This window comes from Phytomonospora endophytica (genome assembly GCF_014202425.1).
GTDB classification, from domain to species: domain Bacteria; phylum Actinomycetota; class Actinomycetes; order Mycobacteriales; family Micromonosporaceae; genus Phytomonospora; species Phytomonospora endophytica.
The window spans coordinates 40270-67216 of the sequence record NZ_JACHGT010000004.1; the positions used below are offsets into that span (position 1 = coordinate 40270).

The 26947-nt window shown below is 72.4% G+C and carries 29 protein-coding genes and 1 riboswitch; of the genes, 17 read left to right on the forward strand and 12 right to left on the reverse strand.

The annotated features are described in order from the left end of the window. Nucleotides 1–15: 15 nt before the first annotated feature. The 5 genes from ybeY to HNR73_RS09440 are packed head-to-tail and all read left to right on the forward strand — an operon-like array spanning nucleotide 16 to nucleotide 3523. Nucleotides 16–477 carry an rRNA maturation RNase YbeY gene (gene ybeY / locus HNR73_RS09420; RefSeq protein WP_184786971.1) on the forward strand — a complete coding sequence of 154 codons (462 nt, stop codon included), beginning with the start codon at nucleotides 16–18 and terminating at the stop codon, nucleotides 475–477. Beyond that, nucleotides 477–1772: a hemolysin family protein gene (locus HNR73_RS09425; protein ID WP_184786972.1), complete on the forward strand. Its 1296-nt coding sequence runs from the start codon at nucleotides 477–479 to the stop codon at nucleotides 1770–1772. The genes ybeY and HNR73_RS09425 overlap by 1 nt, the downstream gene beginning before the upstream one ends. Continuing rightward, the gene (locus HNR73_RS09430; RefSeq protein ID WP_184786973.1) at nucleotides 1765–2097 is read left to right on the forward strand and encodes a cytidine deaminase-like protein; all 333 of its coding nucleotides are present in this window, start codon (nucleotides 1765–1767) and stop codon (nucleotides 2095–2097) included. Before HNR73_RS09425 ends, HNR73_RS09430 begins: the two co-directional genes overlap by 8 nt. Next, nucleotides 2094–2996 (forward strand): GTPase Era, encoded by a 903-nt coding sequence (gene era, locus HNR73_RS09435; RefSeq protein WP_184786974.1) that lies wholly within the window; start codon nucleotides 2094–2096, stop codon nucleotides 2994–2996. The genes HNR73_RS09430 and era overlap by 4 nt, the downstream gene beginning before the upstream one ends. Before the next feature lie 35 nt (nucleotides 2997–3031). Next, nucleotides 3032–3523 carry a GyrI-like domain-containing protein gene (locus HNR73_RS09440; RefSeq protein WP_184786975.1) on the forward strand — a complete coding sequence of 164 codons (492 nt, stop codon included), beginning with the start codon at nucleotides 3032–3034 and terminating at the stop codon, nucleotides 3521–3523. A gap of 4 nt (nucleotides 3524–3527) precedes the next feature. Here the strand turns inward: HNR73_RS09440 and HNR73_RS09445 are convergent, their stop codons facing one another. Continuing rightward, entirely contained in the window at nucleotides 3528–5474 is a 1947-nt protein-coding gene (locus HNR73_RS09445; RefSeq protein WP_184786976.1) for a hypothetical protein, read from the reverse strand. A gap of 204 nt (nucleotides 5475–5678) precedes the next feature. On the opposite strand from HNR73_RS09445, the gene HNR73_RS09450 reads away from it, so the two are divergent. Continuing rightward, complete coding sequence (locus HNR73_RS09450; protein ID WP_373316608.1) at nucleotides 5679–6014, forward strand: YciI family protein; 336 nt, start codon at nucleotides 5679–5681, stop codon at nucleotides 6012–6014. Further along, complete coding sequence (locus HNR73_RS09455) at nucleotides 6011–7237, forward strand: RNA polymerase sigma factor (RefSeq protein WP_184786978.1); 1227 nt, start codon at nucleotides 6011–6013, stop codon at nucleotides 7235–7237. The genes HNR73_RS09450 and HNR73_RS09455 overlap by 4 nt, the downstream gene beginning before the upstream one ends. 4 nt (nucleotides 7238–7241) lie before the next feature. Here HNR73_RS09455 and HNR73_RS09460 read toward each other — a convergent pair whose 3' ends face one another. Then, complete coding sequence (locus HNR73_RS09460) at nucleotides 7242–8477, reverse strand: extracellular solute-binding protein (RefSeq protein ID WP_184786979.1); 1236 nt, start codon at nucleotides 8475–8477, stop codon at nucleotides 7242–7244. Between the two features lie 96 nt (nucleotides 8478–8573). Continuing rightward, on the reverse strand, nucleotides 8574–8702 hold the full coding sequence (locus HNR73_RS39655) for a hypothetical protein (protein ID WP_260337061.1): 129 nt from the start codon (nucleotides 8700–8702) through the stop codon (nucleotides 8574–8576). Between the two features lie 179 nt (nucleotides 8703–8881). Here HNR73_RS39655 and HNR73_RS09465 point away from each other — a divergent pair, with 179 nt between their 5' ends. Genes HNR73_RS09465 through HNR73_RS09475 form a run of 3 tightly spaced genes read left to right on the forward strand, consistent with a single transcriptional unit; the run spans nucleotide 8882 to nucleotide 11960 of the window. Then, complete coding sequence (locus HNR73_RS09465; protein WP_184787412.1) at nucleotides 8882–10435, forward strand: cobyric acid synthase; 1554 nt, start codon at nucleotides 8882–8884, stop codon at nucleotides 10433–10435. Continuing rightward, nucleotides 10432–11178, forward strand: a complete 747-nt coding sequence (gene recO / locus HNR73_RS09470; RefSeq protein WP_184786980.1) for a DNA repair protein RecO — start codon at nucleotides 10432–10434, stop codon at nucleotides 11176–11178. The genes HNR73_RS09465 and recO overlap by 4 nt, the downstream gene beginning before the upstream one ends. Continuing rightward, entirely contained in the window at nucleotides 11175–11960 is a 786-nt protein-coding gene (locus tag HNR73_RS09475) for an isoprenyl transferase (RefSeq protein WP_239122112.1), read from the forward strand. The genes recO and HNR73_RS09475 overlap by 4 nt, the downstream gene beginning before the upstream one ends. Nucleotides 11961–11966: 6 nt before the next feature. On the opposite strand, the gene HNR73_RS09480 is transcribed toward HNR73_RS09475, so the two are convergent. Continuing rightward, nucleotides 11967–13223 (reverse strand): M48 family metallopeptidase, encoded by a 1257-nt coding sequence (locus HNR73_RS09480; RefSeq protein WP_184786982.1) that lies wholly within the window; start codon nucleotides 13221–13223, stop codon nucleotides 11967–11969. Between the two features lie 429 nt (nucleotides 13224–13652). Here HNR73_RS09480 and HNR73_RS09485 point away from each other — a divergent pair, with 429 nt between their 5' ends. From HNR73_RS09485 to HNR73_RS09495, 3 genes are all read left to right on the forward strand, one after another. Continuing rightward, on the forward strand, nucleotides 13653–14963 hold the full coding sequence (locus HNR73_RS09485; protein ID WP_184786983.1) for an Hsp70 family protein: 1311 nt from the start codon (nucleotides 13653–13655) through the stop codon (nucleotides 14961–14963). 14 nt (nucleotides 14964–14977) lie between these two features. Further along, nucleotides 14978–15370, forward strand: a complete 393-nt coding sequence (locus HNR73_RS09490; protein WP_184786984.1) for a hypothetical protein — start codon at nucleotides 14978–14980, stop codon at nucleotides 15368–15370. Nucleotides 15371–15802: 432 nt separating this feature from the next. Then, nucleotides 15803–18109: an Hsp70 family protein gene (locus HNR73_RS09495; RefSeq protein WP_184786985.1), complete on the forward strand. Its 2307-nt coding sequence runs from the start codon at nucleotides 15803–15805 to the stop codon at nucleotides 18107–18109. On the opposite strand, the gene HNR73_RS09500 is transcribed toward HNR73_RS09495, so the two are convergent. Genes HNR73_RS09500 through HNR73_RS09510 form a run of 3 tightly spaced genes read right to left on the reverse strand, consistent with a single transcriptional unit; the run spans nucleotide 18106 to nucleotide 20925 of the window. Next, nucleotides 18106–18903 (reverse strand): energy-coupling factor transporter transmembrane component T family protein, encoded by a 798-nt coding sequence (locus HNR73_RS09500; protein WP_184786986.1) that lies wholly within the window; start codon nucleotides 18901–18903, stop codon nucleotides 18106–18108. The genes HNR73_RS09495 and HNR73_RS09500 overlap by 4 nt on opposite strands. Further along, nucleotides 18897–20330 carry an ABC transporter ATP-binding protein gene (locus tag HNR73_RS09505; protein ID WP_184786987.1) on the reverse strand — a complete coding sequence of 478 codons (1434 nt, stop codon included), beginning with the start codon at nucleotides 20328–20330 and terminating at the stop codon, nucleotides 18897–18899. Before HNR73_RS09505 ends, HNR73_RS09500 begins: the two co-directional genes overlap by 7 nt. Before the next feature lies 1 nt (nucleotide 20331). After that, nucleotides 20332–20925 carry an ECF transporter S component gene (locus HNR73_RS09510; protein ID WP_184786988.1) on the reverse strand — a complete coding sequence of 198 codons (594 nt, stop codon included), beginning with the start codon at nucleotides 20923–20925 and terminating at the stop codon, nucleotides 20332–20334. A 28-nt stretch (nucleotides 20926–20953) separates the two neighbouring features. Next, nucleotides 20954–21056: riboswitch (TPP riboswitch) on the reverse strand. A 61-nt stretch (nucleotides 21057–21117) separates the two neighbouring features. On the opposite strand from HNR73_RS09510, the gene HNR73_RS09515 reads away from it, so the two are divergent. Genes HNR73_RS09515 through HNR73_RS09530 form a run of 4 tightly spaced genes read left to right on the forward strand, consistent with a single transcriptional unit; the run spans nucleotide 21118 to nucleotide 23431 of the window. After that, a complete protein-coding gene (locus HNR73_RS09515) occupies nucleotides 21118–22134 on the forward strand; it encodes a permease (protein ID WP_184786989.1) in 1017 nt (338 codons plus the stop codon). Then, nucleotides 22131–22835 (forward strand): TIGR03943 family putative permease subunit, encoded by a 705-nt coding sequence (locus HNR73_RS09520; protein ID WP_184786990.1) that lies wholly within the window; start codon nucleotides 22131–22133, stop codon nucleotides 22833–22835. The genes HNR73_RS09515 and HNR73_RS09520 overlap by 4 nt, the downstream gene beginning before the upstream one ends. A 54-nt stretch (nucleotides 22836–22889) precedes the next feature. Continuing rightward, complete coding sequence (locus HNR73_RS09525; RefSeq protein WP_203686129.1) at nucleotides 22890–23114, forward strand: hypothetical protein; 225 nt, start codon at nucleotides 22890–22892, stop codon at nucleotides 23112–23114. Beyond that, nucleotides 23111–23431, forward strand: coding sequence for a type II toxin-antitoxin system PemK/MazF family toxin (locus HNR73_RS09530; RefSeq protein WP_184786991.1), 321 nt, complete (start codon nucleotides 23111–23113; stop codon nucleotides 23429–23431). The genes HNR73_RS09525 and HNR73_RS09530 overlap by 4 nt, the downstream gene beginning before the upstream one ends. 141 nt (nucleotides 23432–23572) lie before the next feature. Here the strand turns inward: HNR73_RS09530 and HNR73_RS09535 are convergent, their stop codons facing one another. From HNR73_RS09535 to HNR73_RS09555, 5 genes are read right to left on the reverse strand one after another with little or no spacing between them, the layout of a single operon-like run. Continuing rightward, the gene (locus HNR73_RS09535; protein ID WP_184786992.1) at nucleotides 23573–23983 is read right to left on the reverse strand and encodes a Fur family transcriptional regulator; all 411 of its coding nucleotides are present in this window, start codon (nucleotides 23981–23983) and stop codon (nucleotides 23573–23575) included. After that, entirely contained in the window at nucleotides 23980–24279 is a 300-nt protein-coding gene (locus HNR73_RS09540; protein WP_184786993.1) for an ArsR/SmtB family transcription factor, read from the reverse strand. Before HNR73_RS09540 ends, HNR73_RS09535 begins: the two co-directional genes overlap by 4 nt. Before the next feature lie 58 nt (nucleotides 24280–24337). Beyond that, nucleotides 24338–25231: a metal ABC transporter permease gene (locus HNR73_RS09545; RefSeq protein ID WP_184787414.1), complete on the reverse strand. Its 894-nt coding sequence runs from the start codon at nucleotides 25229–25231 to the stop codon at nucleotides 24338–24340. Then, nucleotides 25228–25992, reverse strand: a complete 765-nt coding sequence (locus HNR73_RS09550; RefSeq protein ID WP_184786994.1) for a metal ABC transporter ATP-binding protein — start codon at nucleotides 25990–25992, stop codon at nucleotides 25228–25230. Before HNR73_RS09550 ends, HNR73_RS09545 begins: the two co-directional genes overlap by 4 nt. Then, entirely contained in the window at nucleotides 25985–26947 is a 963-nt protein-coding gene (locus HNR73_RS09555) for a metal ABC transporter substrate-binding protein (RefSeq protein WP_184786995.1), read from the reverse strand. The genes HNR73_RS09550 and HNR73_RS09555 overlap by 8 nt, the downstream gene beginning before the upstream one ends.

The following is a 26947-nucleotide window of genomic DNA, read 5'->3' on the forward strand; positions in this document are numbered from 1 at the left end:
CGCGGGGGGAACGCCATGTCCATTGAGATCGCCAACGAGTCCGGGCACGAGGTCGACGGCGACACCATCCTCGAAGTGGCGCGTTTCGCGCTCTCCGAGATGGGCGTCAACCCGCTCGCCGAACTGTCCGTCCTGCTCGTCGACGTCGACTACATGACCGAGCTCAACCACCGCTGGATGGGCGGCACGGGCCCGACCGACGTGCTCGCCTTCCCGATGGACGAGATGCCCGTCGACCGGGGCCCGAACTCCGACGAACCGGCCTCCCCGGCGCTGCTCGGCGACGTCGTGCTCTGCCCGGAGGTGGCCGCGAAGCAGGCCGTCGCGGCGGGGCACACCGCCGCCGACGAGATGCACATGCTGACCGTGCACGGCGTCCTGCACATCCTCGGTTACGACCATGCCGAGCCCGAGGAGGCCAAGCGCATGTTCGGTCTCCAGGGCAAGCTGCTAGAGGATTGGCGACGAACGCGCTGATGTCGACCCCCACGCTGCTCGGCGTCGCCGTCGCCCTGGTCGTCCTGGCCGGACTGTCGGCGATGACCGACGCGGCACTGTCCCGGATCTCCCCGGCCCGCGCGGCCGAGCTGGCCCGGGACGGCGTCCGGGGCGCGACCGGCCTGCAGGCCATCGCCGAGGACCGCCCCCGCTACATCAACCTGCTTCTCCTGCTGCGGCTGGCCTGCGAACTGACCGCGACGACCCTGGTCGCGCTGACCACCTTCGACGCCTGGGGCATCGGCTGGGCGGCGACGCTCACCACCGCCGGGTCGATGCTCGTGGTGTCCTACGTCGTCATCGGCGTCGGGCCGCGCACCATCGGCGTCCAGCACGCCTACCCGGTCGCGCTGGCCTCCTCGGCGATCGTGCGCTTCCTCGGCCGTGCCTTCGGGCCGCTGACGCGGCTGCTGATCCTCGTCGGCAACGCCGTCACACCCGGCAAGGGCTTCCGTGAGGGACCGTTCGCGACCGAGACCGAACTGCGCGAACTCGTCGACATCGCCGAACAGCGCGGTGAGGTCGAGCACGGCGAACGGCAGATGATCCACTCGGTCTTCCAGCTCGGCGACACGATCGTCCGCGAGGTCATGGTCCCGCGCACCGAGATGGTGTGGATCGAGGCCGACAAGACCGCCGCGCAGGCCCGCGCGCTCGCGCTGCGCTCGGGTTTCTCGCGGATCCCCGTCGTCGGCGAGGACATCGACGACATCCGCGGCGTGGTCTACCTCAAGGACCTGATCCGGCTGCCCGTCGGCGGTGACGACGCCAAGGTCGGCGACATCATGCGCGAGGCGACCTTCGTGCCGGAGTCGAAACCCGTCGACGACCTGCTCCGCGAGATGCAGTCGGCGCGTGTGCACATCGCCGTCGTCGTCGACGAGTACGGCGGCACGGCCGGGCTGGTCACCATCGAGGACATCCTCGAAGAGATCGTCGGCGAGATCACCGACGAGTACGACGTGGAGCGCGCCCCCGTGCAGCGGCTCGCCGACGGGTCGGTGCGAGTCACCGCGCGCCTGTCGGTGGAGGACCTGGGCGAACTGTTCGGCCTCACCCTGCCCGAGGAGAACGTCGAGACCGTCTCCGGCCTGCTCGCGCAGGCACTGGGGAAGGTGCCGATCCCCGGTGCCGAGGCCGTCGTGGAGGGCTTGCGCCTGACCGCGGAGGGCACCACCGGGCGACGCAACCGCATCGACACGGTCCTGGTGCGGCGCGAGCCCGCCGAGGACGCCGACGACAAGGCCGAGAAGAGGATGGGCGCGGATGCCTGAACTCCCTGAATTCACCGCCGAGGACAACAAGCTGCTGATCCTGGCGCGCGGCGCCCGCGGGCGCATCGGCGCCGAGACGGGCGCGGCCGTGCGCGACGGGGACGGGCGCACCTACGCGGCCGCGTCGGTGACACTGCCGGGGCTCGAACTGTCCGGCCTGCAACTGGCCGTCGCCAACGCCGTCGCCGCCGGAGCCGAGGAGCTGGAGGCCGCCGTCGTGGTCACCGCGGGGGAGGTCGACGAGGGCGGACTTTCGGCCGTACGTCACTTGTCCTCGGCCGCGCCGGTGTACGTCGCCGACCCGGACGGCACAATACGAGAATGACCGATCACGTGCCGTACCGCGCCGGGTTCGCCTGCTTCGTGGGCCGACCCAACGCCGGCAAGTCCACGCTGACCAACGCCATCATCGGCTCGAAGATCGCGATCACCAGCAACCGGCCGCAGACCACCCGGCACGTCGTGCGCGGGATCCTGCACCGCCCGGACTCGCAGCTGATCCTGGTCGACACGCCCGGCCTGCACAAGCCGCGCACCCTCCTCGGGCAGCGCCTCAACGACCTGGTCCGCGCAACCTGGAGCGAGACCGACGTCGTCGGGCTGTGCATCCCCGCCGACGAGAAGGTCGGGCCCGGCGACCGGATGATCTCCAAGGAGATCAGCGAGCTCAAGGGCAAGGTCGTCGCCGTCGTCACCAAGATCGACCTGGTGTCGAAGGGCGACCTGGCCAAGCAGCTGATGGCCGTGTCGGAGATGGCGCCGTTCGCCGACGTCGTCCCGTGCAGCGCGATGACCGGCGAGAACGTCGACACCCTCGTCGGCGTGGTGAGCGACCTGCTGCCCGAGTCGCCGCAGCTCTACCCCGACCACATGATCACCGACGAGCCCGAGCGGGTGATGATCGCCGAGCTCATCCGCGAGGCCGCCCTGGAGGGCGTGCGCGACGAACTGCCCCACTCGATCGCGGTGGTCATCGAGGAGATCCTCGAAGAGGAGAGCGAAGGCGCCACCCGGCAGCACATCTACGCCGACATCTACGTGGAGCGGCCCAGCCAGAAGGCGATCGTCATCGGCAAGGGCGGCGCGCGGATGAAGCAGGTCGGCACCCAGGCGCGGCGGGAGATCGGCAAGCTCCTCGACTCGCGCATCTACCTCGACCTGCACGTCCGGGTCGCCAAGGACTGGCAGCGCAACCCGAAGCTGCTCCAGCGTCTCGGTTTCTAGCGACTCCTGTCACACTCCGGCGGCACAATGGGCCGATGAGCGATCCCGAGATCGTGACCCGCCCGGACCGCCACTACGTGGGCGTCGCCGGCCGGGTCACGATGACCACCATTCCGCACATCGCCGACCGCCTCGGGGAGATCTTCGGTTTTCTCGGCGCCCGGGGCGTCGCGCCGATCGGCGCGCCCTTCCTGCGCTACACGGGCATCGCCATGCCCGGTCCGCTCGACATGGAGGCCGGTGTGCCGGTCGCCGAACCCGGGGGCGGCGACGGCGAGATCTTCGCCGGTGTCCTGCCCGGTGGGCGCTACGTGACGGTGACGCACCTCGGGCACCCCGACGGCCTGGTCGACGTGACGAGCTCGCTGCTGAACTGGGCGAAGGACCAGGGCCTGGTCTTCGACATCGAACCGGGCGCGGAGAACGAGCGCTGGGGCTCGCGGCTGGAGTGGTACCAGACCGACCCGCGCGAGGAGCCGGACATGCACAAGTGGGAGACGGTGCTGGAGTTCCGGCTCGCGGACTGAGGGCTCACCCCGGGTCGGCGGCCGCGCTTGCGATGGCGAGCAGCTCGGGCACGGTCCCGGTGAAGTCGGCGAGCATCCCGAGGGCGAGGAACAGGGCCTCCGTGGTCGGTTTCGCCGAACCCACGACCTCCCGCAGGGCGGGCAGCGCGTCGACCGGGTGGGCCTGTCGCACCAGGCTCAACACGATCCCGGCGGGTGCCGCGTCGTTCAGGATCTCGGTCCAGGTGACGCGGCCGGTGGCCACGGCCGACCGGACCCAGGAAAGTCCGGCGTGGGTCCAGTCGGCGTTGTCGTGGCCGTCGGGCCGGTGACCCGCGAAGACCTCGGTGAAGGCGGTACCGGCGTCGAGAGCGGCGAGTTCGGGCCGGGCGACCACGGCGGGCAGCCGCCGGGGAGGCGCGTCGAGGCCGGTGAGGGCCTGCGCGGTCTGGGCCGCGGTGAGATCGTGGCGGGCGAGCAGCGCGCGTCCGAGCCCGGGTTCGCCGAAGTCGAGGAGCCGCTGGATCTGCGCGGTGGTGAGCGGTCCGCGGGTGCGCGCGAAGGCCGCACGGCGCACAGGCGTGCCGTGGTCGGTGACGAGACCGAACCATTCGCTGCGCCACACGCCGTGGGCGAAGAGGTCGACGAGGGTGCGCGGGTCGAGGTGCGGGATCAGCGCGGCCTGCGTGGCCGGGCCTGCGGCGTCGAGGAGGGCGAGGAAGGCCTTGCGCGCGCCGATCGGGGCGGCGTCGCGGCCGGGCAGGGGCGCGGCGTCGGGCCATGGTCCGTCGGGTTCGGGCGCGGCTGTGGCGGCGGCGCAGAGTTCGGCGATGGTTCCCCGGTGGCCTTTGAGGAGCCGGCGGAGGCCGCGCCAGGCGGCCGGGTCGGCGCCGACGGTCTCGGCGAGGATGCGGGCGACGAGCGTGTGGACGGGCGTGAGCAGCCAGGTGGCGGCGTCGAGGCACTCGCTGGAGTGACGGGCGATGTCGAGGACCGCGGTGGCGGGGCGGCCGTGGGCGACCAGCTCTTCGATCAGGCCCCGGTCGCGCATCCGGGTGATGAGCCTGCGCGCGCCCCTCGCGTGCTCGGGTCCGCTGCCCGGGACGGCGAACAGGGCCGGGAAGGATGTGGCGGCCCGCTCGGCGACCTCGGCCGGATGGCTCGCGTAGAGGGCGGCACGGACGGCTTCGGGGCAGTCTCCCCGGGAGGCGAGGACCGCCGAGGTCGTCGCGGAGAAGGGGTCCTCCGCGTGGGCGGCGGCGACGCGGTCCCAGTCGAGCTCGGCGCGTTCGCGGGCGTGCGTCCGGACGCGGAGGACGCCGGTGTCGGTGCGGAAGGCGGTGATCGCCGCGTCGGTGCCGTCCAGCTCGGCTAGCAGAGCCCGGACCTCGCCCGCCTCGGCCGCCGCCGTGAAGCGGGCGGTGACCTCGGGTTCGTAGCGGCCGTCGTCCTCGCCGCCGTCGGCGTGGAGTCGGGCGAGGGCGGTGATCTGCTCGCGTTCGGTGAGGCGCCTGCGGCGTGAGTCCACGCGCGGGTCGAGGTAGTGGCCGGGCAGGGGCGAGTGCGCGAGGACGGAGACCATGTCGTCGGACAGCCGGTGGGAGTCGCCGGCGGTGTCGGCGCTCTCCCACCCGGGGTCGGCGGGGTCGATCCGGCGCAGCACGGCCTCCAGGTGCCGGTACTGCCACTGCCGCGTGGTCAGGAGAGGTTTCCACAGGACGGCGGGTTCGACGTCGGCGACGAGGCGGTCGGTCAGGCCGGGACGCCCGTGCAGGGCGACGTTGCTCTCCGCGAGGATCGCGAGCTGGGCCGGGTCACCGGTGGCGAGGACGTGGTCGATCAGCGAGTCGGGCGGGTCGTGGCGGAGGATCCCCGCGCCGAGCCGCGCGCCGGTGAGCAGGCGGGCCCAGTCGGGTTCGGCGACACCGCGCAGCAGGGCCGCCGCGGCGGCCGGCAGGGTGCGCTCGTTCACGGCTTCTCCCGGGTGGCGGAGGGGCGTCGTGCGTCGTGGCCGCGAGCACTCCGGCGATCGGTGCCCGGCGGGCGTCCACGGCGGTCACTGTAGGGGTCGGTGGCGACGGAAGTTTTTTCGCGGGACCGGTAGTGGAGCGCGGTCCCCGTTCGTCATTCGGTTGAATGACGCCAACGTGATCGGAGAAGAACCATGAAGTACCTGATGCTGGTCTGCCTCGACCCGAGCTTCACGCCCGGCCCGAACGAAGTCGACGACGCTCCCGACGTCAATGAGTGGGTCAAGGAGATGGACGGGCGCGGCATCCGCCTCATCGGCGAGCGCACGCGCCCGGCGTCCGACGCGACGACCGTGCGCGTCCGGGGCGGCGAGGTCCTGCTCACCGACGGCCCCTTCGCCGAGACGAAGGAGCAGATGGTCGGCTTCGACGTCCTCGACTGCGCCGACCTCGACGAGGCCATCGACGTCGCCTCGAAGCACCCCATGGCCTGGGGCGGGCTGATCGAACTGCGCCCGTTCTGGGAGGGCGACGACGCGTGACGGACGTCGGCGACGTCGTCGCGGCGGTCTACGCCGACGGTTGGAGCCGGATCGTGGCGACACTGATCCGGCTCACCGGCGGTGACTGGGACCTCGCCGAGGAGTGCGCGCAGGACGCCTTCGCGCGGGCGCTGCGCCGGTGGCCGGTGTCGGGCGTGCCCGAACGGCCGCTCGCGTGGCTGACGACGACGGCCCGCAACCGCGCGATCGACGTGATCCGGCGGGCCTCGGTGGAGGCCGGGAAGCTGCGGGAAGCGGGAATGGTGGAGCCGTCGATGGAACCGGTACCGGCGCCCGCCTACGACGCCGAGATCCCCGACGAGCGCCTCGAACTGATCTTCACCTGCTGCCACCCGGCCTTGAGCGTCGAGGCGCAGGTCGTGCTGACCCTGCGGAGCCTGGCCGGGATGTCGACGGCCGAGATCGCCGCCGCGTTCCTGGTCTCGGAGAAGACGATGGGGCAGCGTCTGTTCCGCGCCAAGCAGAAGATCAAGAACGCGGGCATCCCCTTCCGGGTGCCCCCGGCGCACTTGCTCCCCGAGCGGCTCCCGACGGTGCTGCACGTCCTGTATCTGCTGTTCAACGCCGGGTACGGCGACCCTTCCCGCGAGCGCGTCACGGCCGAGGCGATCCGGCTGGCCCGCCTCCTCGTCGCGCTGATGCCCGACGAACCCGAGGCGCGTGGCCTGCTCGCGCTGGTGCTCCTGCACGACGCCCGCCACGCCGCCCGGGCCGACACCGACGGCGAGCTCGTGGCCCTCGACGAGCAGGACCGTTCACTGTGGGACGGCGCGCGGATCGCCGAGGGCGAGGCCGAGCTGGAGCGCGCCCTGCGCCGCCGCCGCGCCGGGCCCTTCCAGCTTCAGGCGGCGATCGCGGCCTGCCACGCGACCGCGACGACGGCGGCCGGGACCGACTGGCCGCAGATCGCCGGGCTGTACACCGAGTTGCTGCGGCTCGTCCCGACGCCGGTGGTCGCACTGAACCGGGCCGTCGCGATCGGCATGGCCGACGGGCCGGAGGCGGCGCTGCCGATCCTCGGCGAACTGGCCGCGGACGGCAGGCTCGACGGGTACCACCTGCTGCCCGCGACCCGCGCGGAGATGCTGCGCAGGGCGGGGCGCGACGGCGAGGCGCGGGAGGCGTACGCGGCGGCGCTGGAACTGGCGCCGACCGAGGCGGAGCGCCGGTTCCTGCGCCGCCGGATCGACGGACTCGGGTGAGCGGCTAGCCCGTCGGCGCGTACACCTCGTCGAGCGCCTTACAGGCGTCCTTCGGCGTCGTCAGGCCACCCAGCAGGCGTGCCGCCGAGGTCTGCCATTCCTCCCGGGCCGCCGACGGCACGCCGTCGTCGCCGTCCTCGCTGCCCACGGCCGGCAGGAGGCCGCCCGTCGTCGCCGCGGCGATGTAGAGGTCGTAGCCGAGCTGGAAGGCGGGACTGACGCTCTGCGGGGGGACGTAGTCGGTCACGGCCGGGTAGAGCCCTTCGGCGGTCACGGCGTGGTCCAGGTTGCCCTGGTCGACGGAGAACGCGAGCGCGAAGCGGCGGGCGGCCTCCAGGTCCTTCGCGGCGGCGCTGACCGACAGACCGCCGCCGTGATAGGCGGGCACGACCGCGCCGCCGTCGTCGGCGGGCCAGGCGAACACGCCGATCTCGAAGTCCGGGGGAGTCGCGGTGGCCGCGACGGCGAAGCGGCTGCCCGCCGGGTACATCGCGGCCTCACCGGCGAGGAAGGCGGCGTCGCCCCCGCCGTCGGTGAGCGAGATGTAGTCGCCTAGCCCCGCGAGCTTCTCCGCCGAGGCCTGGAAGTTCTCGTCGCAGAAGTGGACGTGGCCGAGGCGGCGGTGCTGCATCCAGGTCGGCGCCTCACGGTAGACGTCGGTGGTGACCGTCGCGCTCCACAACAGGGTCGCGGCGTCGACGCCGCCGACGGCGAATGGGCGGACCCCGTCGTCTCGCAGGTCGCCGGCCGTCTTCAGCAGCTCCGCGTAGGTACCGGGAGGCTCCGGGAGCAGCTTCTTGTTGTAGTAGACGAGCGGGACGGCCTCGCCGGTGGCGGGGAGCCGGTAGACCTTCCCGGCGACCGAGCCCGAGTAGGGCAGCCGGAAGCGCGTCAGCTCGGCGTCCTGCCAGGCGTAGAGCAGCTCCGGCGTGCCGAGCCCGTTGGGGGAGACCCCGGCCATCACGTCGGGCAACGGCGTGCCCGCGGCGATCAGGTCGCGGACGTGCCCGGTCGGGTCGGCGCCGAGGGGGATCACGGTCAGTTCGACCTTGACGTCGGCGGCCGCGCCGACCCGGTCGGCCGCGGTCTGCCAGTACGCGGCGGGCCGCTCCGCGGTCTCGGCGACGAGGAAGGTGAGCGTGCTCGCGTCACCCCCGCCGTCGGCGTCGTCGCCCTGACAGGCGGTGGCGAGGAGTAAGACCGCGGCGGCGCAGGCGCTCGCGGTGAGGAGTCGTCCCATGGCGGGCACCTCTCGCAACGGATGCCGGGGAGGCCGGTACCCAAAAGGAAATTTCCCTAAAAGTAGGGCCTGGTGAATGGGGCGTCAAGGGGGGATTCAGGAGGATCCGGGTCGGGGCGCGGAGGTGAGGGCGGGCCGAGGTGCGACGGCGGCGCGCGCGACGGTGAGGCGTTCGGGGAGGGTGCCCTCGACGTCGGTGAGGATCTTCAGCGCGAGCAGCGGCACATCGGCGCCGACGGCGCCGACGACCGAAGGTGCCGCAGGACGTCGGTCCAGGTGGCGCGGGCCGTGGCGATGCGCCGGCCGGTCACGGTGTCCCCTCGGGCAGGCGGGAACCCCGTCACCGTAGAGGGGTGGGCGCGAGGCGGGCGGTTCCCGCCGCCCACCACAATGACCCGGTGATCATGAGCAACGGCGCCCTCCTCGTCGCGGGCACGACCTCCGACGCGGGCAAGTCCGTCCTCACCGCCGGGATCTGCCGGTGGCTGCGGCGGCGCGGGGTGCGGGTGGCGCCGTTCAAGGCCCAGAACATGTCCAACAACTCCGCCGTCACCCCCGACGGCGGCGAGATCGGCCGCGCCCAGGCCCTCCAGGCCGCCGCCTGCGGCCTCGTCCCCGACACGCGCTTCAACCCGGTCCTGCTCAAACCGGGCAGCGAGCGCTCCAGCCAGATCGTCCTGCGCGGGAAACCCCACGGTTTCCTCGACGCCGCCGACTTCGCGCGGCTCGGCCCGATGGTCGCCGACACCGTCGCCGAGTCCCTGGCCGGGCTGCGGCGGGACTTCGACGCCGTCATCTGCGAGGGCGCCGGCTCCCCGACCGAGATCAACCTGCGTCACCACGACATCGTCAACATGGGGCTCGCGCGCGAGGCGGACATGCCCGTCGTCATCGTCGGCGACATCGACAAGGGCGGCGTCTTCGCGCACCTCTTCGGAACGGTCGCGCTGATGTCCCGCGAGGACCAGGCCCTGGTCGCCGGATTCGTGATCAACAAGTTCCGCGGCGACGTCGGCCTCCTCCGCCCCGGCCTCGACCAGCTCGAAGGCCTCACCGGCCGCCCGACCTTCGGCGTCGTCCCCTGGCACCTCGACCTGTGGCTCGACGCCGAGGACGACGTCGCCTACGGCCGCGTCCTCGGCCGCCCCGCGCCGCCGCGCGGGCGCGAGTGGCTCGATGTGGCCGTCGTGCGGCTGCCGCGCATGTCGAACGCCACCGACGCCGAGGCCCTCGCGTGCGAGCCGGGCGTGCGGGTGCGGATGACGATCGAGCCGAGCGAACTGTCGGCGGCCGACCTGATCGTGCTGCCGGGCAGCAAATCCACCGTCGACGACCTGGCGTGGCTGCGGTCGCGCGGCCTCGACGCGGTGATCGAGGAACACGCCCAAGCCGGGAAGCCCCTGCTCGGCCTGTGCGGCGGCTACCAGATGCTCGGCCGTGTCATCCGCGACGACGTCGAGAGCCGCCGCAGCGAGGTCCCCGGCCTGGGACTCCTGCCCGTCGAGGTCGACTTCGCCGCCGAGAAGACCCTGCGGCGCCCCACCGGCACCTACGACGGGGTGCCCGTCGGCGGTTATGAGATCCACCACGGCGTGGACCACGTCGCCGACGGCACGCCCGCCATGTTCACCCTCCCCGACGGCACCGGCGAAGGCGCCCGGCTGGGCGCGGTGTCGGGCACCCACTGGCACGGCGCCTTCGAACACGACGACTTCCGCCGCGCCTACCTCACCGAGGCCGCCACCCGCGCGGGCGCCGATTTCACCGTCGCGCCCGGCACCTCCTTCGCGGCCGTCCGCGAAGGCATGCTCGACCTGCTCGGCGACCTCGTCGAGGAACACCTCGACACCGCGGCCCTGCTGCGCGTCATCGCCGACGGCGCCCCGGCGGGGCTCCCCTTCCTGCCGCCCGGCGCTCCCGGAGCACCGTCACAGGCGCAAGGCACAATGGGCCGGTGACCGGTATGCGCAGGCGGCTCTTCCGCGACGACGCGGTGGTCCTGCGCGTCCAGAAGCTCGGCGAGGCCGATCACATCGTCTCGATGATCGGGCGCCGCCACGGGCGCATGCGCGCGGTCGCCAAAGGCGTACGCAAGACGACCTCGAAGTTCGGCGCCCGCCTCGAACCTTTCGGGCACATCGACCTCCAGCTCGTCGAAGGCCGCAACCTGCACATCGTCAGCCAGGTCGAGGGCATCGACCTCTACGGCCGCCGCATCGCCGAGGACTACGCCGCCTACACCGCCGCCTCGGCGATCTCCGAGACCGCCGAACGCCTCACCCCGATCGAGGGCGAGCCCTCGCTGCGGCTGTTCCAGCTGACCCTCGGCGCCCTGCGCGTCCTCGCCGACCGCGAGCACCCGCCCGCGCTGATCCTCGACTCCTACATGCTGCGCGGCATGCACGACGCCGGCTGGGCGCCGATCCTGGTCGCCTGCGCCATCTGCGGCCTCAAAGGCGACCACCGCGCCTTCTCGATCCCCGCCGGCGGCTGCGTGTGCCGCGACTGCCGTCCCGCCGGGTCGGCGCACCCGTCGCCTTCGGCACTGGAACTCATGCGCGCGCTGGCCGTGGGCGACTGGAAACGCGCGAAGGACAGCGTCGTCGGCGTCCGCAAGGAGGCCAGCGGCCTGATCGCCGCGCACCTGCAATGGCACCTGGAGCGCGACCTGCGCTCACTGTCTTATGTGGAGAGAAGTTGACCCGCTACCGTCCCCCGAACCAGCACCCCTCCGGCGCGCGACCGCCGTACGTCCAGCCCGAGCTGGTGCCCGAGCACGTCGCCATCGTCATGGACGGGAACGGCCGCTGGGCCAAGGAGCGCGGCCTGGCGCGCACCGAGGGGCACAAGCGTGGCGAGGCGGTCCTCTTCGACGTGATCGAGGGCGCCATCGAGATGGGGATCAAGACCCTGTCGGCCTACGCGTTCTCCACCGAGAACTGGCGCCGCTCGCCCGAGGAGGTGCGCTGGCTCATGGGCTTCAACCGCGACGTCATCCACCGCCGCCGCGACGAGCTCAATGCCATGGGCGTGCAGGTCCGCTGGGCCGGCCGGCGGCCCAAGCTGTGGCGCAGCGTCATCAAGGAACTCGAAGTCGCGCAGGAGATGTCGAAGGACAACGACAAGCTGACCCTGCAGTTCTGCGTCAACTACGGCGGCCGCGCCGAGATCGCCGACGCCATGGCCCGCATGGGCGAGGACGTCGCCGCCGGCCGGCTGAAGCCGAGCCGGATCACCGAGAAGACGATCGGGAAGTACCTGTACAACCCCGACATCGGCGACGTGGACCTGTTCCTGCGCCCCTCGGGGGAGCAGCGCAGCTCGAACTTCCTGCTCTGGCAGAGCGCCTACGCCGAGTACGTGTACATGGACGTGCTCTGGCCCGACTTCGACCGCCGGCACCTGTGGAGGGCCTGCGAGATCTTCGCCAGCAGGGACCGGCGGTACGGCGGGGCCGTGCCGAACCCGGTGGTCGAGGTCTAGCCGGGCCTACCAGCCGTTGGCCACCGCCTTGCGCATTCGCTCGTAGGTTCCCGCCAGTTCGGCGTCGATCCGGTCCGACTCGGCCGTGGAGCAGCTGATCGCCGCCGCCGAGAGCGGTAGCGCCTCGGCGAGTTCGGCGCGCAGCCCGCTCGGCGGGTGCGAGGCGAAGATGTCGGATTCGGTCCGGACCGTGCGCAGCCGGTGGTCGGCGGCGCGAGGCGCGCGGCGGGTAAGCGCCTCCGTCACGGCCGGGAGGACGTGCTCGGGGCTGAACTCGTGGGCGCGGGCCTTCGCCCCGGTGATGGTGATGATGCCTTCGCCGAGGACCAGTTTCGTCGCCAGCCCGGCCATCGCGGGCTTCCCGGCGAGGCGCGCGGCCTCGGCGTCGGCGCGGTACTCGGCGTTCTGCTGCTCCCGGCTGGCGAGGGCGAGGATCGCCGTCTGCATGAGGAGCATGGACACGTGGATCGGGATCATCATGAGGTAGACGAGCCGGTCGAGCAGGGAGGGCCGGATTCCCGGGCGCCATGACGGCGTGGTCGCGTCGGCCAGCCGCGCGAAGGTGGTCAGCGCGGGCTGGGCGGCCAGGGTGTGGCTGACGTCGCCGTTGCGGAAGTGCCCGAGTTCGTGCCCGAGCAGCGCGACCCGTTCCTGCGCGGTGAGCGACATCCACAGCGGCACGCCGATCACGAGGACCCGGCGCGGGCGCAGCAGCCCGAACACGCCGGCCGCGGCGTTGAAGTCGGAGGACAGGACGGTCAGGTGCGGCATGGGGACCCCGGACGCGTCGCCGACGCGCCGCACCAGCGCGTGCAGGGTCGGCGCGGTGGCGGCGTCGATGTGGGTCCAGCTCGGGTCGAGGCGCCCGCCGCGCGGCATCAGCATGGCCGCGACCGCCAGGCAGACCACGCCGGGGATGATCCGCGGGCTGGGGAAGTCGTACACGACCAGCCACACGCCCGCCGCGCCGAGCGCGAGGGTGGTCAGCAGGAGCAGGGCCGAGATCGCCGTCAGCAGGTGGCGGGTACCGCTCCGCGGGGGCAGTTTCCCGCTCGCGCGCAGGCGGTCGAAGGTGCGCAGGGTCGACCGCAGCGCGACCCGGCGGCCGAGGCGCCGCAGCGGCCCGAGCCGAATCGGCGCGTCCGGCTCGACCGCCGCGAGGTTCCAGCGGCAGCCGGGGCACCACGGTTCGCGCGAGATGTCGGTGACCAGGCGGGCCTGGCACCGGGGGCAGCTGGAGGCGGTGATCTGGGCGTTGGGCATCGTGGGCTCCGAGGGGCGATCGGGCGTGGACTTGAGTGTAGGTTCGCGGACGGTGGGCCCGCTGACCGGTAGTGACGGACACAGTGGACGAAGCATCGCGGTGGCCGGCCGGCGGGTGTTCACACCACCCTGACCGGCAAGTGCTGCTGGGTCATCATTCAGCCCTGGTCGTTCGCCGATGACTCCGCGCCGCCCGAGCGGCGGATGAGGCGGCACCGGGTGGGACGCCGAACCTCGCGTTCCCACCCGGTGCCGATCGGGCTTCGGACTCCGCTTCCCGCGATGCCTCCCGTGAGCCCCCCGCGGCACGGTGAACAGCCCCGACGCCGCCCACGGCGAGCCGGGAGACGATCAGGCCCGGGAGCCGGGTTCGAACCGCGCCCCCCACACCCGTTCCCGCACAAGCGTTCCGCCCCTATCCTCACCCACATGCCCACAGTGGACGGCGGTCCGGCGCTCGGCGTCGACTTCGGGACCTCCAACACCGTCGCCGTCATCGCCAGGCCGGGTCGCCCGCCCGCGCCCCTGCTCTTCGACGGCTCGCCGCTCCTGCCCAGTGCCGTCTACGCCGCCGACGACCGGCTGCTCGCCGGGCGGGTCGCGCTGCGTTCGGCCGCGATCGATCCCGCGCGCTGCGAACCGCATCCCAAACGCTGCGTCGACGACGGGACCGTCCTGCTCGGCGAGCGCGAGTTCACCGTCGCCGAGCTGTTCGGCGCGGTCCTCGGCCGGGTGGCCGAGGAGGCGCGCCGGGTCCTCGGCGGGACTCCCGAACACGTCGCGCTGACCCACCCGGCCGGGTGGGGCGCACGGCGGCTGCGGGCCCTGCGCCTGGCCGCCGAGTCGGCCGACCTGCCAACGCCCGACTTCGTCCCCGAACCCGTCGCGGGCGCCGCCTACTTCCTCGACCACCACGCCGCCCGCCTCCCCGACGGCGCCAGCGCCCTCATCCACGACCTGGGCGGCGGTACCTGCGACCTCACTCTCGTCCGCCGCGAAGGCGACCAGATCGTCGTCGTCGCCGTCGAGGGACGCGGCGACGTCGGCGGCGCCTACATCGACGCGGCGATCCTCGTCCACCTCGAACGCGTCCACCCCGCCACCGGCGACGAGTGGGAGCGGCTTCGCTCCCCGCGCGACAAGCATGAGCGCCGGCAGCGGCGCATGCTCGCCGACGACGTCCGCGAGGCCAAGGAGAACCTCAGCTCGACCACGACCGCCGAGCTGTACCTCCCGCTCCTCGACCGCGACGTGCACCTCACCCGCGACGAGCTCGATGCCCTGGCCCGCGACCAGATCCGCGCCACCGCCGTGCTCGCCGCGAAGCTCGCGACCGCGCACGGGAAGGTCGCCGCGGTGTTCCTGGTCGGCGGCGCCAGCCGGATGCCCCTCGTCGCCACCGAGCTGCTGCGGGCGACGGGCATCGCGCCGGTCGTCGTCGAGCAGCCGGAACTCGTGGTCGCCGGGGGAGCGCTGCGGGCGACCGTCGATGCCGCCACTGCCCTCGCCGCCCTCCGACGACGACGAGGAGGAGGACGCCGTTCGCTCGATCACGTGGCCATGGTGTCGGGTGGGGGTAAGGCCGCGAACAGGCGGTGGAGGACCCCGACGTTAGGGACACGGGGCGACTGCACGAGCGTCTGGAGCAGATGGTTCGCCACCACCAGAGCGGGTTCGACGTCGGGGGCGTCGACGTCGACTCGCGAACGCAACCACGGTGCGACCTCGCTCCACCGGTAGAAGACGGTGCCGCCGTGGCCGGGATTCACCGGCGGGGGAAAATCGCCGCCACCACGTTCACCGATCGAGTACCGGCGGACGCTCTCCCTGCTGCGGCCGATCCGGTCGGCGATCTCGGCGAGCGTGAGGAGATCCTCGTCGATGAAGCGGAGTGGGCGGAGGCCGACGCGATCGAGATCGGCGACCGCGGAGGCGATGGCGTCGGCGCAGGTCGCAGCCTCACGGTCGAACTGCGCGACGGCGTAGCCGGGCCGGGTTTCGACACCGACATCATCGGCGGCGATCTCGTGCAGGGTGTCGTACTCTTCGTCGGACGGGACGTGATCGAGGACCACCGCGAACGTGAAGACAGGCATGTACCGGCAACCTTCCTCATCCATGGGCGTGACCTTCGTGTGTGTGCTTGAGCGTAAACCGGTCGATCTGCTTCGCATGGGCACTCGGGCTACGTGGCGTGCACGCTATAGCGAACGACATCGAGCAGAGCGCGCAGGTCACCGCGCCCCAACGATGACCTCTGTGCACCTCGGTCACCTCCAGTCCGATGGTCTTCGCCCGGTTGAGCGCTTCAGCGACTTCTTTTTGGGGTGCCTTCCGGCACTGACCATCCCCACCCCTCTGCGTACGCCTCCCCAGGCATCACCCTGGTGTAAGTTTACACCCCCACTCGACCCGTGACGCGGCGACGGGTCGCACCTCGTCCTCGCCGACGGCGGGCCGGTCCGGATCTGGAACGCCGCAACCGGTGCCGAGGCGCACGCGCGGACCTGAGAACCCGCCCGTTCGGGCACACCCGGTGAGCCGTTCGACACGGGCGAGAGTGGCCTATCCTTCCCGTCATGGCGGAGTCGGCGAGTGGCGTGCGGTTGGGCATCGATTTCGGCACGTCCAGCACGGTCGCCGTCCTGGCCCGTGAAGGCCGGCCGATCGAGACCCTGCTGTTCGACGGGTCTCCCGTGCTGCCCTCCTCGGTCTTCGCCGGCGAGGGGAAGCTGCTGATCGGGCGCGACGCCGAACGCTCCGCCGCCGCCGACCCCGCGCGCTTCGAACCGAACCCGAAACGCTGTGTCGGCGACGGCCTGGTCTTGCTGGGCGACAAGGAGTTCCCGGTCACCGAGGTGATCGCCTCGGTGCTGCGCCGGGTCGTCGACGAGGCCGTGCGGGTCGCCGGGGCGCTGCCCGAGACGACCGTGCTGACGCACCCGGCCGACTGGCGCGCCGAACGCCTCGGCGTGCTGCGCCTGGCCGCGAAACTGGCCGGGCTCGGCGCTCCCCGCTTCACGCCCGAACCGGTCGCGGCGGCCACGCACTTCACCGCCCATCTCGGCCACACCTTCCCCGAGGGCACCAACACCGTCGTCTACGACCTCGGCGGCGGGACCTGCGACGTGACGGTCGTGCGCAACGAGGGCGGCCGCATGCAGGTCGTGGCCTCCGGCGGACTGTCCGATGTGGGCGGTGTGGACATCGACGAGGCCATCGTCGACCACCTCCAGCGCGTCTACCCCGACGAGGCGTGGACCAAGCTGCGGCGGCCGGAGACCCCCGGCGACCGCCGTCACCGCCGCGGCCTGTGGCGCGATGTCAAGGACGCCAAGGAACTGCTCAGCCGCGAGAGCACCGCCGCGCTGTTCATTCCCCTGCTCGACAAGGACGTCCACCTCACCCGCGACGAGCTGCAGAGCCTCGCCGCGCCCCTGCTCAACCGCACGGTCGCCTTGACCGCCAACGTCATCGACCGCGCCAACGTCGACGCCAAGAGCGTCGCCGGGCTCTTCCTGGTCGGCGGGGCCAGCCGGATGCCGCTGGTGTCGACCCTGCTGCTGCGCCGGATCGGTGTGGCGGCGACGGTTCTGGAGCAGCCCGAACTGGTCGTGGCCAGCGGTGCCGTCGACGCGCCGACCGCGGCCCCGCCCGCCCCGGCGCCCGCGCCCCAGGACCCGACGTCCTTCGTGCCGACCATGCCGCCCCCGCCGCGCCAGGTGATCCGCGGTGTGGCGAAGGTGCCGGTGCGCACGCAGCCGCCGCCGGAGCACGTCGTGCACGAGCGCCTCGCGCAGGTTCCGGCGAAGGAGGGCGTTAAGCACGAGCCGCTCCCGTACACGCCGACCCGGATCGAGACCGACCCGGAGTTCATGCCGGACGTCGTCCACGACGAGCCGGACGGGCCGCCCGTTCCACTGCCGCCGCGGCCCGCCGACGGCGCGATCCCCGTCCGCGCACCGGAAGGCGAGCTCGGCGCGGTCACCGCGCTGGCCCTGCGCGACGACCGCTACCTCGCCGTGGCCACGACCCAGGGCATCGTCATCGCCGAGGCCAGCACCGGCCGCCGCGTCACCGTCCTCGACGGGCACTCCTCGACCCCGCGTGCCCTCGCCTGGTCGGAGGACGGGACGGTCCTGGCCTCCAGCGCCGACGGCGACGCCGTGCAGCTGTGGGCGCAGGCGAGCTGGGGATGGAAGGTGTCGCAGGAGATGTGGCGCCCCAACGTCCTCCAGCGGCGGCTCGGTTCGCACTCCGACCAGGTGCGTTCGCTGTCGTGGGCCACCGGCAGCATCGCAGGGGCCAACATCAACTCGATCCGGGTGTGGCGCAGCTATGACGGGAAGCTCAAGCGCGAGCTGACCTTCGCCGACCCGAACAGCACCGTCGTCCCGAAGGGCGTGCGCTGCGTGGCGTGGTCGCCCGACGGGCAGCTCCTCGCGGCGGCCGGATGCCAGGGCCTGGTGAAGATCTGGCAGGTCGTCGGCGAGGATCCGACGATGGTCCTGCGCACCGACCCGCTGACGATCCGCCAGCTCGCCTGGTCGCCCGACGGCCGCCGCCTGGTCTTCGGCGACGCCGGCGGCGACGTTCGCATGTGGACGATCGGCGGCACGAAGGCGGTGACCCTCCCCAATGGACACAGCGCGGCCGTCGAGACGGTGTCCTGGTCGCCCGACGGTAAACGCATCGCCAGCGGCGGCGTCGACCGCGTCATCCGCCTGTGGAACGCCGAGAGCAGCGACCCGATCGGCGAGCTGACCGGTCACGCCGGCGACATCGCCGCGGTGTGCTGGACGGCCGACTCGAAGTACCTGGTCAGCGGCGGCGGTGACCGGACGGTGCGGATCTGGGACGTGAAGAAGATGCGGGAGGTCCGCTAGGCGAACAGCGCCTGGAAGGTCCCCGCCGCCACGCTCACCGCGACCGCTCCCGCCGCGACCACCGTCGCCGCGCCGAGCAGTGCCCAGTCGGCCGTCCGCATCCGCTGCGGGCGCGCGATCGTGCGCGGTGTGCCGGCGTCGAAGCCGCGCGCGTCCATCGCCGTGGCCAGGCGGGTGCCGCGCCGGATGGCGCCGACGAGCAGCGCGAACATCGTCGAGGCGAACAGCCGCCCGCGCGCCACGGGGTCGGCGCCCGCGTCGACTCCCCGCGCGCGGCGGGCCATGGTGATCAGCTCCCACTCGGCGGCCAGCAGGGGCAGCATCCGGAAGGCGGCGAGCGCCCCGATCGCGAAGCGGGCGGGCGCCCTGAGCTGCTGGACGAGCGAGTCGGCGAGGTCGGTGGGGTCGGTCGTGGCGAACACGACGACGCCGGGCACGGCGACGGCGAGCATGCGCAGACCCAGGGCGGCGCCGGTGAACAGCGCGGTCTCACCGATCCGCAACGGCCCGAGGTGGATCAGCTCCGGTCCCTGCTCGGCGGCGAAGAGCGCGTTGACCAGGGTCACGCTCACCGCGCCGAACAGCAGGAGGCGGCACCGTCTGAAGAAGACCCCGAGACGGATGCCGCAGAACGGCAGCGCGAGGAGTTCGGCGGCCAGCAGGATCGACGGCGTCAGCGGGTCGGTCGTGGTCACCGCCGCGATCGAGATGACCGCGACGACGCCGAGCTTCGCCGCCGGGTTGCGCCGGGCGATGCGCCCGGCCGGGGCGGTCATGGGTTCGAGCGTCAGCACGCGACACGTCCCTCGTGGATGGTGACGGTCCGGTCGGCGAGCGCGGCGGTGAAGTCCCGGTCGTGGGTGACGGCGAGGACGCCCCGGCCCTCGTCGCGCAGGCCGGCGATCAGCTCGACCAGTTCCGTCCAGGTCCGGCGGTCCTGACCAAAGGTCGGCTCGTCGAAGACGAGGAGACCCGGCGCGGTCGCCAGCGCCGTGGCCACCGACAGCCGCCGCGCCTGCCCGCCGGACAGCGTGAACGGGTTCGCCTCGGCGAGGGGCGACAGCCGCAGCCGCTCCAGCAGCTCCCCGACCGTCCGCGCGACCTCGGCCTCGTCGTACCCGACCCGGCGCGGGCCGAGCGCGAGCTCGTCGTAGACACGCGAGGTCACGAACTGCTGCTCGGGGTTCTGGAACACCGAGCCGACCGCCCGGGCAAGCGCCGGTGCCCGCCATTTGTGCGGGGGAGCGGTGGCGCCGGTCAGCAGCACCCGGCCGCTCGTCGGCCGCAGCAGGCCGCCGAGCATCAGCGCCAGTGTCGACTTGCCGGAACCGTTGGCTCCCAGGACGGCCACCAGCTCACCGGCCGCCACCGCCATGTCCACATCGGACAGCGAGGGGGCCGCCGCGCCGGGATGCAGCCGGCCCACGCCGTCGGCCCGCACGAGCGTCTCCCCGGGACTCCCGGCCGCCTTGCGCTCGGGCACCGGTGGGGCACCGGGCACCCACACGCCCTGCCGGGTGAGGGCGTCGCCGTGTTCGGCGAAGACCCGGCCGGGAGGCCCGTCGGCGAGCAGACCGCCACCCTCCCCGAGCACGACCACCCGGTCGACCAGGTCGACGACCTCGGCCACCCGGTGCTCGACCAGCACCATCGTCGCCTCGCTCGCCGCCAGCACCGAGCGCAGCGCCTCGCGGACCTGCCCGGCGCCCTCCGGATCGAGGTTCGCGGTCGGCTCGTCGAGCAGGAGCAGCGACGGCCGCGACGCCAGCACGCCGGCCAGGGCGAGCCGCTGCTGCTCACCGCCGCTGAGGGCGTTCGTCTCGCGCTCACGGCCGTAGGGGAAGCCGACGGCGGCCATCGCCGCGTCGACGCGCGGCCACAGCTCGGCGGCGTCGACGCCCCGGTTCTCCAGCCCGAAGGCGACATCGTCGCCGCTGCGGGCCATCACCAGCTGCGCCTGCGGGTCCTGGAACACGATGCCCGTGCGCTCGCGCGCCTTGACGGCTTCCACGCCGTCGATCAGCAGCTCGCCGGTCTGCTCGCCGGAATCCTCCGGGAGCAGACCGGCGAGCGCGCTGAGCAGCGTCGACTTGCCCGAGCCGGAAGGGCCGAGCAGGAGCACGCGCTCACCGGAGCCGATCCGCAGATCGACGCCGGTGACCGCCCGTGCCTTGCGCCCGGCGTGCCGCCAGCCGTAACCGCGCAGTTCGACCGAGGCCATGTCAGACCGACGCGCGCTCCCGGCCGGACGGGAAGCGGTCGAGCGCGCCCGTCTGCGCCAGGGCCCTGGTCAAGGCGAGCCCGCCGAGGCCCGCCACGATCGCGCAGGCCACCGCCGCGCAGGCGATGTAGCCGAGCTTCCACGAGGCCGACCACGTCGCGTAGGAGTAGAAGACGTCCCAGGTCGTGGCCGCCGCCCCGCCGAGCGCGCCGGACAGCATCGCGAAGGCGGCGTTGAAGCGCCGGTAGCGCCCGAGCGCGAAACCGATCTCGGCGCCCAGACCCTCGACCGCGCCCTGGACGACGACGATCGCGCCGTAGGGCGAACCGAGCATGAGCGAGACCGCCGCGGCGAGCGTCTCGGTGAACAGGGCCGCGCCGACCCGGCGCAGGATCAGCGGCGCCAGGACCGCGGGCAGGATCCACAGGCCGTACAGGACCGCCTGTGCGGGCGGGAAGAACGTGAAGGCACCGGACGTCACCTCCCACAGGCCGTTGGCGACCTGGAACACCACACCGAACGCCACCGCGAGAACAGCGGCCACCACGATGTCCACCGTTCGCCAGCGGGCCGGCGAACCACCTACATTGGACACTTGTACCTCCCTGATCGCACGCAGGGGGAACACGAGAGATACGACTCCCTTCGCCGGTGCTAACCGGATCAGGTTCGTAGGGTCTGCGCTGATGCGCACTCTCAGCCGAGGGGGCTCCCCTGTCGTCGATGCGACCGTAGCACCGCAGCGTGGTGGTTTGCCATCGGCGCCCCGGCCCGGCAGGCTGGGGTGATGCTCGTCGACGCCGAAACCGAGACCGGTCCGGGCGCCCCCGAAACCGTTCACCGCAGGCGCGATCGCCTCCCTTTCGGCGGGCTCGAAGTCCTCGCCGCCGGGCTGATCGTGATCCTCGTCGCCCGTCCCTGGCTCACCGACGCGCTCGCCGCGCCCTGGCTCCAGCGATGGACGGTCGTGTTCGTGTCGGTGATCGTCCAGGCACTGCCGTTCCTGGTGTTCGGTGTGGTCCTCTCGGCCGTGATCGCGGTGTTCGTGCCGCCGTCGTTCTTCGCACGCGTCCTGCCGCGCAACGACGCGCTCGCCGTGCCCGTCGCGGGCGCCGCCGGGGCCGTCCTGCCGGGCTGTGAGTGCGCGTCGGTGCCGGTCGCCGGGGCCTTCATCCGGCGCGGGGTGACGCCCGCGGCGGCCCTGGCCTTCCTGCTGTCGGCGCCCGCGATCAACCCGATCGTGCTGATCTCCACGGCCGTGGCCTTCCCGGGGCGGCCGGACTTCGTCGCCGCGCGCTTCGGGGCCTCGCTGCTCGCGGCCGTCGTCATGGGCTGGCTGTGGCTGCGCCTCGGCCGTGCCGACTGGCTCAAGCCCCCGGCCCGCCCGCACACCGAGGGCGACTCGAAGGCGGCGGCGTTCTGGGCCTCGTGCAGGCACGACATCATGCACGCGGGCGGGTTCCTGGTCGTCGGCGGAGCCGCCGCGGCCACCCTCAACGCGGTCGTCCCCGAACGCTGGATCACCGCCGTCGCCGACCGGCCGGTGCTGTCGGTGGTCGTGCTGGCGCTGCTCGCCGTCGTGCTGTCGATCTGCTCGGAGGCCGACGCCTTCGTCGCGGCCTCGCTGACGCAGTTCTCGCTGACGGCGCGGCTGGCGTTCCTGGTGGTCGGGCCGATGGTGGACATCAAACTGGTGGCGATGCAGACCGGTGTGTTCGGGAAGTCCTTCGCGGCGAGGTTCGCGCCGGCGACCTTCGTCGTCGCGGTGGCCTCGGCGGCGATCGTGGGGACGGTGGTCCTGTGAAGCGGCAGGCGCAGGCCGTCGTGCTGATGCTGCTCGGCGGGGCCGTGCTGCGCACGAGCCTGACCGACGCGTACCTGCGCTACGTCAAGGAGGGGCTGCGGCCGTTCCTGATCGCCGCCGGGGTCGCGCTCGTCGCGATCGCCGTGGCGACGCTGTACTACGAGCTGCGGGAGCGCCGCGCGGCCCACGCCCACGAGCACCCGGAGCCGAAGGTGTCGTGGCTGTTGCTGGCGCCGGTCGTCGGGTTGCTGCTGGTCGCGCCTGGGGCCCTCGGCGCGTATGCCGCCGACTCGACCGGGACCGCGCTGGGAGCGTGGGAGGAGGAGTCGGACTACCCGCCCCTGCCCGACGGCGACCCCGCCGAGATCCCCGTCCTCGATTACGCCTCCAGGGCCATCTTCGACGAGGGCAGGTCCATCGAGGGCCGCCGCGTGCGGTTGACCGGGTTCATCTCCCGCGCCGACGACGGCACCGTGTTCCTGACGCGGATGATCTTGAGCTGCTGCGCCGCCGACGCCCGCCCGATCAAGGTCGGCATCGAAGGCGCGGGGACCGACGGGTACGCCGACGACACGTGGGTCGCGGTGGTGGGGACCTACTCGCCGACGATGGTGCGCGACCCGATCAACAACGAGCGGATCCCGTTCATCGCCGCGGAGACGCTGGAACCGGTGGGGGCGCCGGTGAAGGAGTATGAGTGAGGAGGCGGCGGTGAACTTCTGGCCGTGTGATACAAATTGCGTTACAGTTCTCGCATGGGAACTCTCAACGTGCGCACGGATGAAGCCATGGAAACTGCGTTGCAAGCCCTTACCTCGGGCGGCCGCAGCCGCTCGGAAGCGGTTCGGTACGCGCTGCTGCACACCTATCGCGAGCAGATGATCGCGCAGGCGAAGGCCGACGCCGATCGACTCGCGGAGAACCCGGACGATCAAGCCGAGATGCTGGCGATCCAGCGGTTCATGGGCGTCGCCGAGTGATCTTCCGGGGGGCCGTTTACGAGATCAAGGCGATGCCGGGGGCGCGGGGGAGCGAGCAGCAGGGCCGCCGGTACGCCGTGATCATTCAGTCCGATCAGTTCGCCACCAGCACGATCACCATCGCGCTCACCTCGGCGAGCGCGGGCGCCGCCGTCTACCGCCCGGAAATCGAGATCGATGGCACCACGTCGCGGATCCTGACTGATCAGATCTACTCGGTCGCGCCCGAGAGGCTCGGTGAATTCAAGGGTGCCCTAGATGCCGGGGAAGTGCAGGAACTCGATCGGGCGTTGCTGCTCAAGCTCGGTCTGTTCTGACCCGGTTTCGGCTGGCCTCCGCACGATGCCACGCGAGGACGTACTCCTCGCGCTCCCGCTTGGCGAGCCGCATGCCCTCCTCGTCCGCGTCGAGGAGTCGCATGACGTCCTCCCGCGTCCTCAGGACCGTCTCGTCCGGTGTCACTTCCCCGCGCACTCCCCGCAAGTCCCGAAAATCTCCAGCGTGTGCGCCACGTCCGTGAACCCGTGCTCCGCCGCGACCTTGTCCGCCCACCGCTCCACCGCGGGCCCGGCGACCTCGACGGTCCGCCCGCACGTCCGGCACACGAGGTGGTGGTGGTGTCCCTGCGAACACCGCCGGTACAGGTGCTCGCCGCCCGGCAGCCGCATCACGTCGATGCGTTCGGCGTCGGCGAGGGCCTGGAGCGTGCGGTAGACGGTGGTGAGCCCGACCTTGGCGCCGCGGTCGCGCAGCAGCGCGTGCAGGTCCTGCGCGCTGCGGAACTCGTCGACCTCGCCGAGGAGGTCGAGGACCGCCGTGCGCTGGCGGGTCGAGCGGGTGAGGGTCTGCGTGCTTGCTTCTTCGGTCAAGACGACTCCTGAACGTGGTGTACCGCGTCGGCGACGATGTGCGCGATGTGATCGTCGATGAGCGAGTACGCGATCTCCCGGCCGCGCCGCTGCCCGCGCACGACCCCGGCGCCCCGCAGGATCCGCAGGTGCTGTGAGATCAGCGGCTGCGGTGCCCCCAGGGAGTCCACGATCTCGTGCACGCAGCGTTCCCCGGCCGCGAGCTCGGTCACGATCGCCACCCTGAGTGGGGCGGCGAGCGCGCGCAGCAGCTCTCCGGCGGCCCGGTACGCCTCGGTGCGGTTCTCGGCGAGCATGGAGCAACCGTAGCGTGCACCGATAACCGAAGTCGTCTGTGACCGGCGTGATATCTGTTCAGGCGGCCTTGTCAAGGTGGCAGTCCAGTGGTTCTGGCGCCGTCGCCGCGACGGTCGCCGGTCGGGTCGGCAGCAGGGTGCGGCGTGCCAGCTTCACCACGGCGGTGACCACGGCCACCAGGACGAACAGTCCGAGCGCCATCAGCACGATCATCGCGCCGGGTGGCAGGTCGCCGACTCCCGCGACGACGACCCCGGACCCGGCCGCGACCACGCCGAGGCCCATCGCCCCGAACATGGTGACGGTGAATCCGCGCGCGAACTGCTGCATCGTCGCCACCGGCACCACCAGCAGCGCGCTGATCAGCAGCAGCCCGACCGCGCGCATCGCGACGGTCACGGTCACCGCCGTCGTCACCGCGAGCAGCATGTTCAGGAAGCGCACCGGGACGCCGGACACCTTCGCGTACTCCTCGTCCTGGCTCACCGCGAACAGCCACGGCCGCAGCACGACCATCAGGACCGTCACGAGCGCGCCGAGGATCGCGATCGTGCGCAGGTCCTCCGCCGAGGTCGTCACGAGGGAACCGAACAGGTAGGACATCAGGGTCGCGTTCGACTTCCCCGCGCTCATCCCGATCAGCACGACACCGCCGGCGATGCCGCCGTAGAACAGCAGGGCGAGGGCGACGTCGCCGCTGGCCTTGCCGCGTTCACGGATCAGTTCGATGGCGACGGCGCCGACGATCGTCACGACGACCGCGGTCCACACCGGCGAGGTGCCCATGAGGAACCCGACGGCGACACCGGTGAGGGCCACGTGCCCGATCCCGTCGCCGATGAGGGCCATGCGCTTCTGGACCAGGAACACCCCGACCGAGGGCGCGGCCACGCCGATGATGAGCGCGCCGATCAGCGCCCGCATCATGAAGTCGTAACCGAAGATGCTCAGGTCCACAGCCGCTCCTCCTCCTTGGCGTGCGGGTGCACGTGGACGTGCCCGGGTTCGGCGTGCACGCCGGCGGGCTCGGGAACCGGTCCGTCGTGGACGATCCGGCCGTGCGACAGCACGACGGCCCGGTCGATAAGCGGCTCCAGCGGGCCGAGTTCGTGCGCGACGAGCAGGACGGTGGCGCCGTCGGCGACGCGGTCGGACAGCACGGCCGCGAGGGCCTCCTGGCTGGCGGCGTCGACGCCCGCGGTGGGTTCGTCGAGGACGAGCAGTTCGGGTTCGGCGGCCAGCGCGCGGGCGATGAGCGTGCGCTGCTGCTGCCCGCCCGACAGCGAGGTGACGGGGTCCTTGGCGCGGTCGGCGAGTCCGACGGCCTCCAGGGCCCGCTCGACGATCAGCCGGTCGCGTTTGCGGGCGGGCAGCCCGAGCACGCGGCGGGACAGCCGCCCGGCGGACACGACCTCGCGGACGGTCGCCGGCACGCCCGAGCCGGCGCCGAGGCGCTGCGGGACGTAGCCGACGCGATGCCACGCGCGGAACCTCGGCACGGGCGTCCCGAACAGCGCGGCCTCGCCGCCGGTGAGGCGCACGAGGCCGAGCGAGGACTTGATCAGGGTCGACTTGCCCGAGCCGTTGGCGCCCAGCAGCGCCACGGCCTGGCCGGTCTCGACCCGCAGGTCGACGCCGTGCAGCACGGCGCGGTCACCGTAGTGGACCACGCCGTGCGTCACGGCGACCGGTGGTACGTCGTTCTCAGCCACAGCCGAGCGCCTCCTGTAGGGCGGTGAGGTTGGTCCGCATCACGGTGAAGTAGTCACCGTCGTAGTCGGCGGCGAGTCCCTCGATCGGGTCGAGGACCTTCGCCTGCGCGCCGACCTCGGTGGCCAGGGTCTGGGCCACGTCGGGACTGACGAGGGTCTCGAAGAAGATCGTGGTCACACCGTGCTCCTTGGCGAACGCGGCGACCTCGGAGATCCTTCCCGGCGAGGGCTCGCCCTCCGGGGACAGGCCCGAGATGGCGACCTGTTCGAGGCCGTAGCGCTCGGTGAGGTAGCCGAAGGCCGCGTGGCTCGTCACGACCTCCTTGCGCTGGCAGGTCGACAGCGCACCGGTGTACTCGCCGTCGAGGGAGGCCAGGTCGCCGTGCAGGGCGGCGGCGTTGTCGGCGTAGGCCTGCGCGTGGTCGGGGTCGATCGCCGAGAGCTTCGCGGCGACCTGGTCGGCGACGGCGGCGAGGCGGGTCGGGTCGAGCCAGATGTGCGGGTCGAGTCCGGTGTCCTCGTGGGCGTGGTCGCCCTCGCCCTCCTCGTGCTCGTGGGCACCGTGGTCTTCGAGGGTGGTCGCGGTGGCAGCGTCGAGGGCCTTGTCGGCGGCCTGCTGGTCGACGGCCTCGTCGACGGCCGGCTGGAAGCCGTGCAGGTAGACCACCAGGTCGGACTCGGTGAGGTCGGCGACCTGCTGCGGCGACAGTTCGAGATCGTGGGGTTCGACGCCGGGGGCGGTGAGGTTGGCGACGTTGACGTGCTCGCCGCCGACCTTCTTGGTCACGAACTGCAGCGGGTAGAAGGCCGCGACGGCCTCGACGCTGGCGTTCGGGTTGGCGTCGGGGTCGGGAGCGGTGGCGCCGCCGCCGCCCTTGGCGCCGCACGCGGCGAGGGCGAGGGCGCCGGTGGCCAGGAGGGCGACACCGGCGACCTTGAGGGGTGACTGTCGCAT

Coding starts and splice junctions, on each gene's coding strand:
- ybeY (WP_184786971.1), top strand. CDS start 16: ATGTCCATTGAGATCGCCAACGAGTCCGGGCACGAGGTCGACGGCGAC.
- HNR73_RS09425 (WP_184786972.1), top strand. CDS start 477: ATGTCGACCCCCACGCTGCTCGGCGTCGCCGTCGCCCTGGTCGTCCTG.
- HNR73_RS09430 (WP_184786973.1), top strand. CDS start 1,765: ATGCCTGAACTCCCTGAATTCACCGCCGAGGACAACAAGCTGCTGATC.
- era (WP_184786974.1), top strand. CDS start 2,094: ATGACCGATCACGTGCCGTACCGCGCCGGGTTCGCCTGCTTCGTGGGC.
- HNR73_RS09440 (WP_184786975.1), top strand. CDS start 3,032: ATGAGCGATCCCGAGATCGTGACCCGCCCGGACCGCCACTACGTGGGC.
- HNR73_RS09450 (WP_373316608.1), top strand. CDS start 5,679: ATGCTGGTCTGCCTCGACCCGAGCTTCACGCCCGGCCCGAACGAAGTC.
- HNR73_RS09460 (WP_184786979.1), bottom strand. CDS start 8,477: ATGGGACGACTCCTCACCGCGAGCGCCTGCGCCGCCGCGGTCTTACTC.
- HNR73_RS09465 (WP_184787412.1), top strand. CDS start 8,882: ATGAGCAACGGCGCCCTCCTCGTCGCGGGCACGACCTCCGACGCGGGC.
- HNR73_RS09480 (WP_184786982.1), bottom strand. CDS start 13,223: ATGCCCAACGCCCAGATCACCGCCTCCAGCTGCCCCCGGTGCCAGGCC.
- HNR73_RS09485 (WP_184786983.1), top strand. CDS start 13,653: ATGCCCACAGTGGACGGCGGTCCGGCGCTCGGCGTCGACTTCGGGACC.
- HNR73_RS09495 (WP_184786985.1), top strand. CDS start 15,803: ATGGCGGAGTCGGCGAGTGGCGTGCGGTTGGGCATCGATTTCGGCACG.
- HNR73_RS09505 (WP_184786987.1), bottom strand. CDS start 20,330: ATGGCCTCGGTCGAACTGCGCGGTTACGGCTGGCGGCACGCCGGGCGC.
- HNR73_RS09515 (WP_184786989.1), top strand. CDS start 21,118: ATGCTCGTCGACGCCGAAACCGAGACCGGTCCGGGCGCCCCCGAAACC.
- HNR73_RS09525 (WP_203686129.1), top strand. CDS start 22,890: ATGGGAACTCTCAACGTGCGCACGGATGAAGCCATGGAAACTGCGTTG.
- HNR73_RS09540 (WP_184786993.1), bottom strand. CDS start 24,279: ATGCTCGCCGAGAACCGCACCGAGGCGTACCGGGCCGCCGGAGAGCTG.
- HNR73_RS09555 (WP_184786995.1), bottom strand. CDS start 26,947: ATGCGACAGTCACCCCTCAAGGTCGCCGGTGTCGCCCTCCTGGCCACC.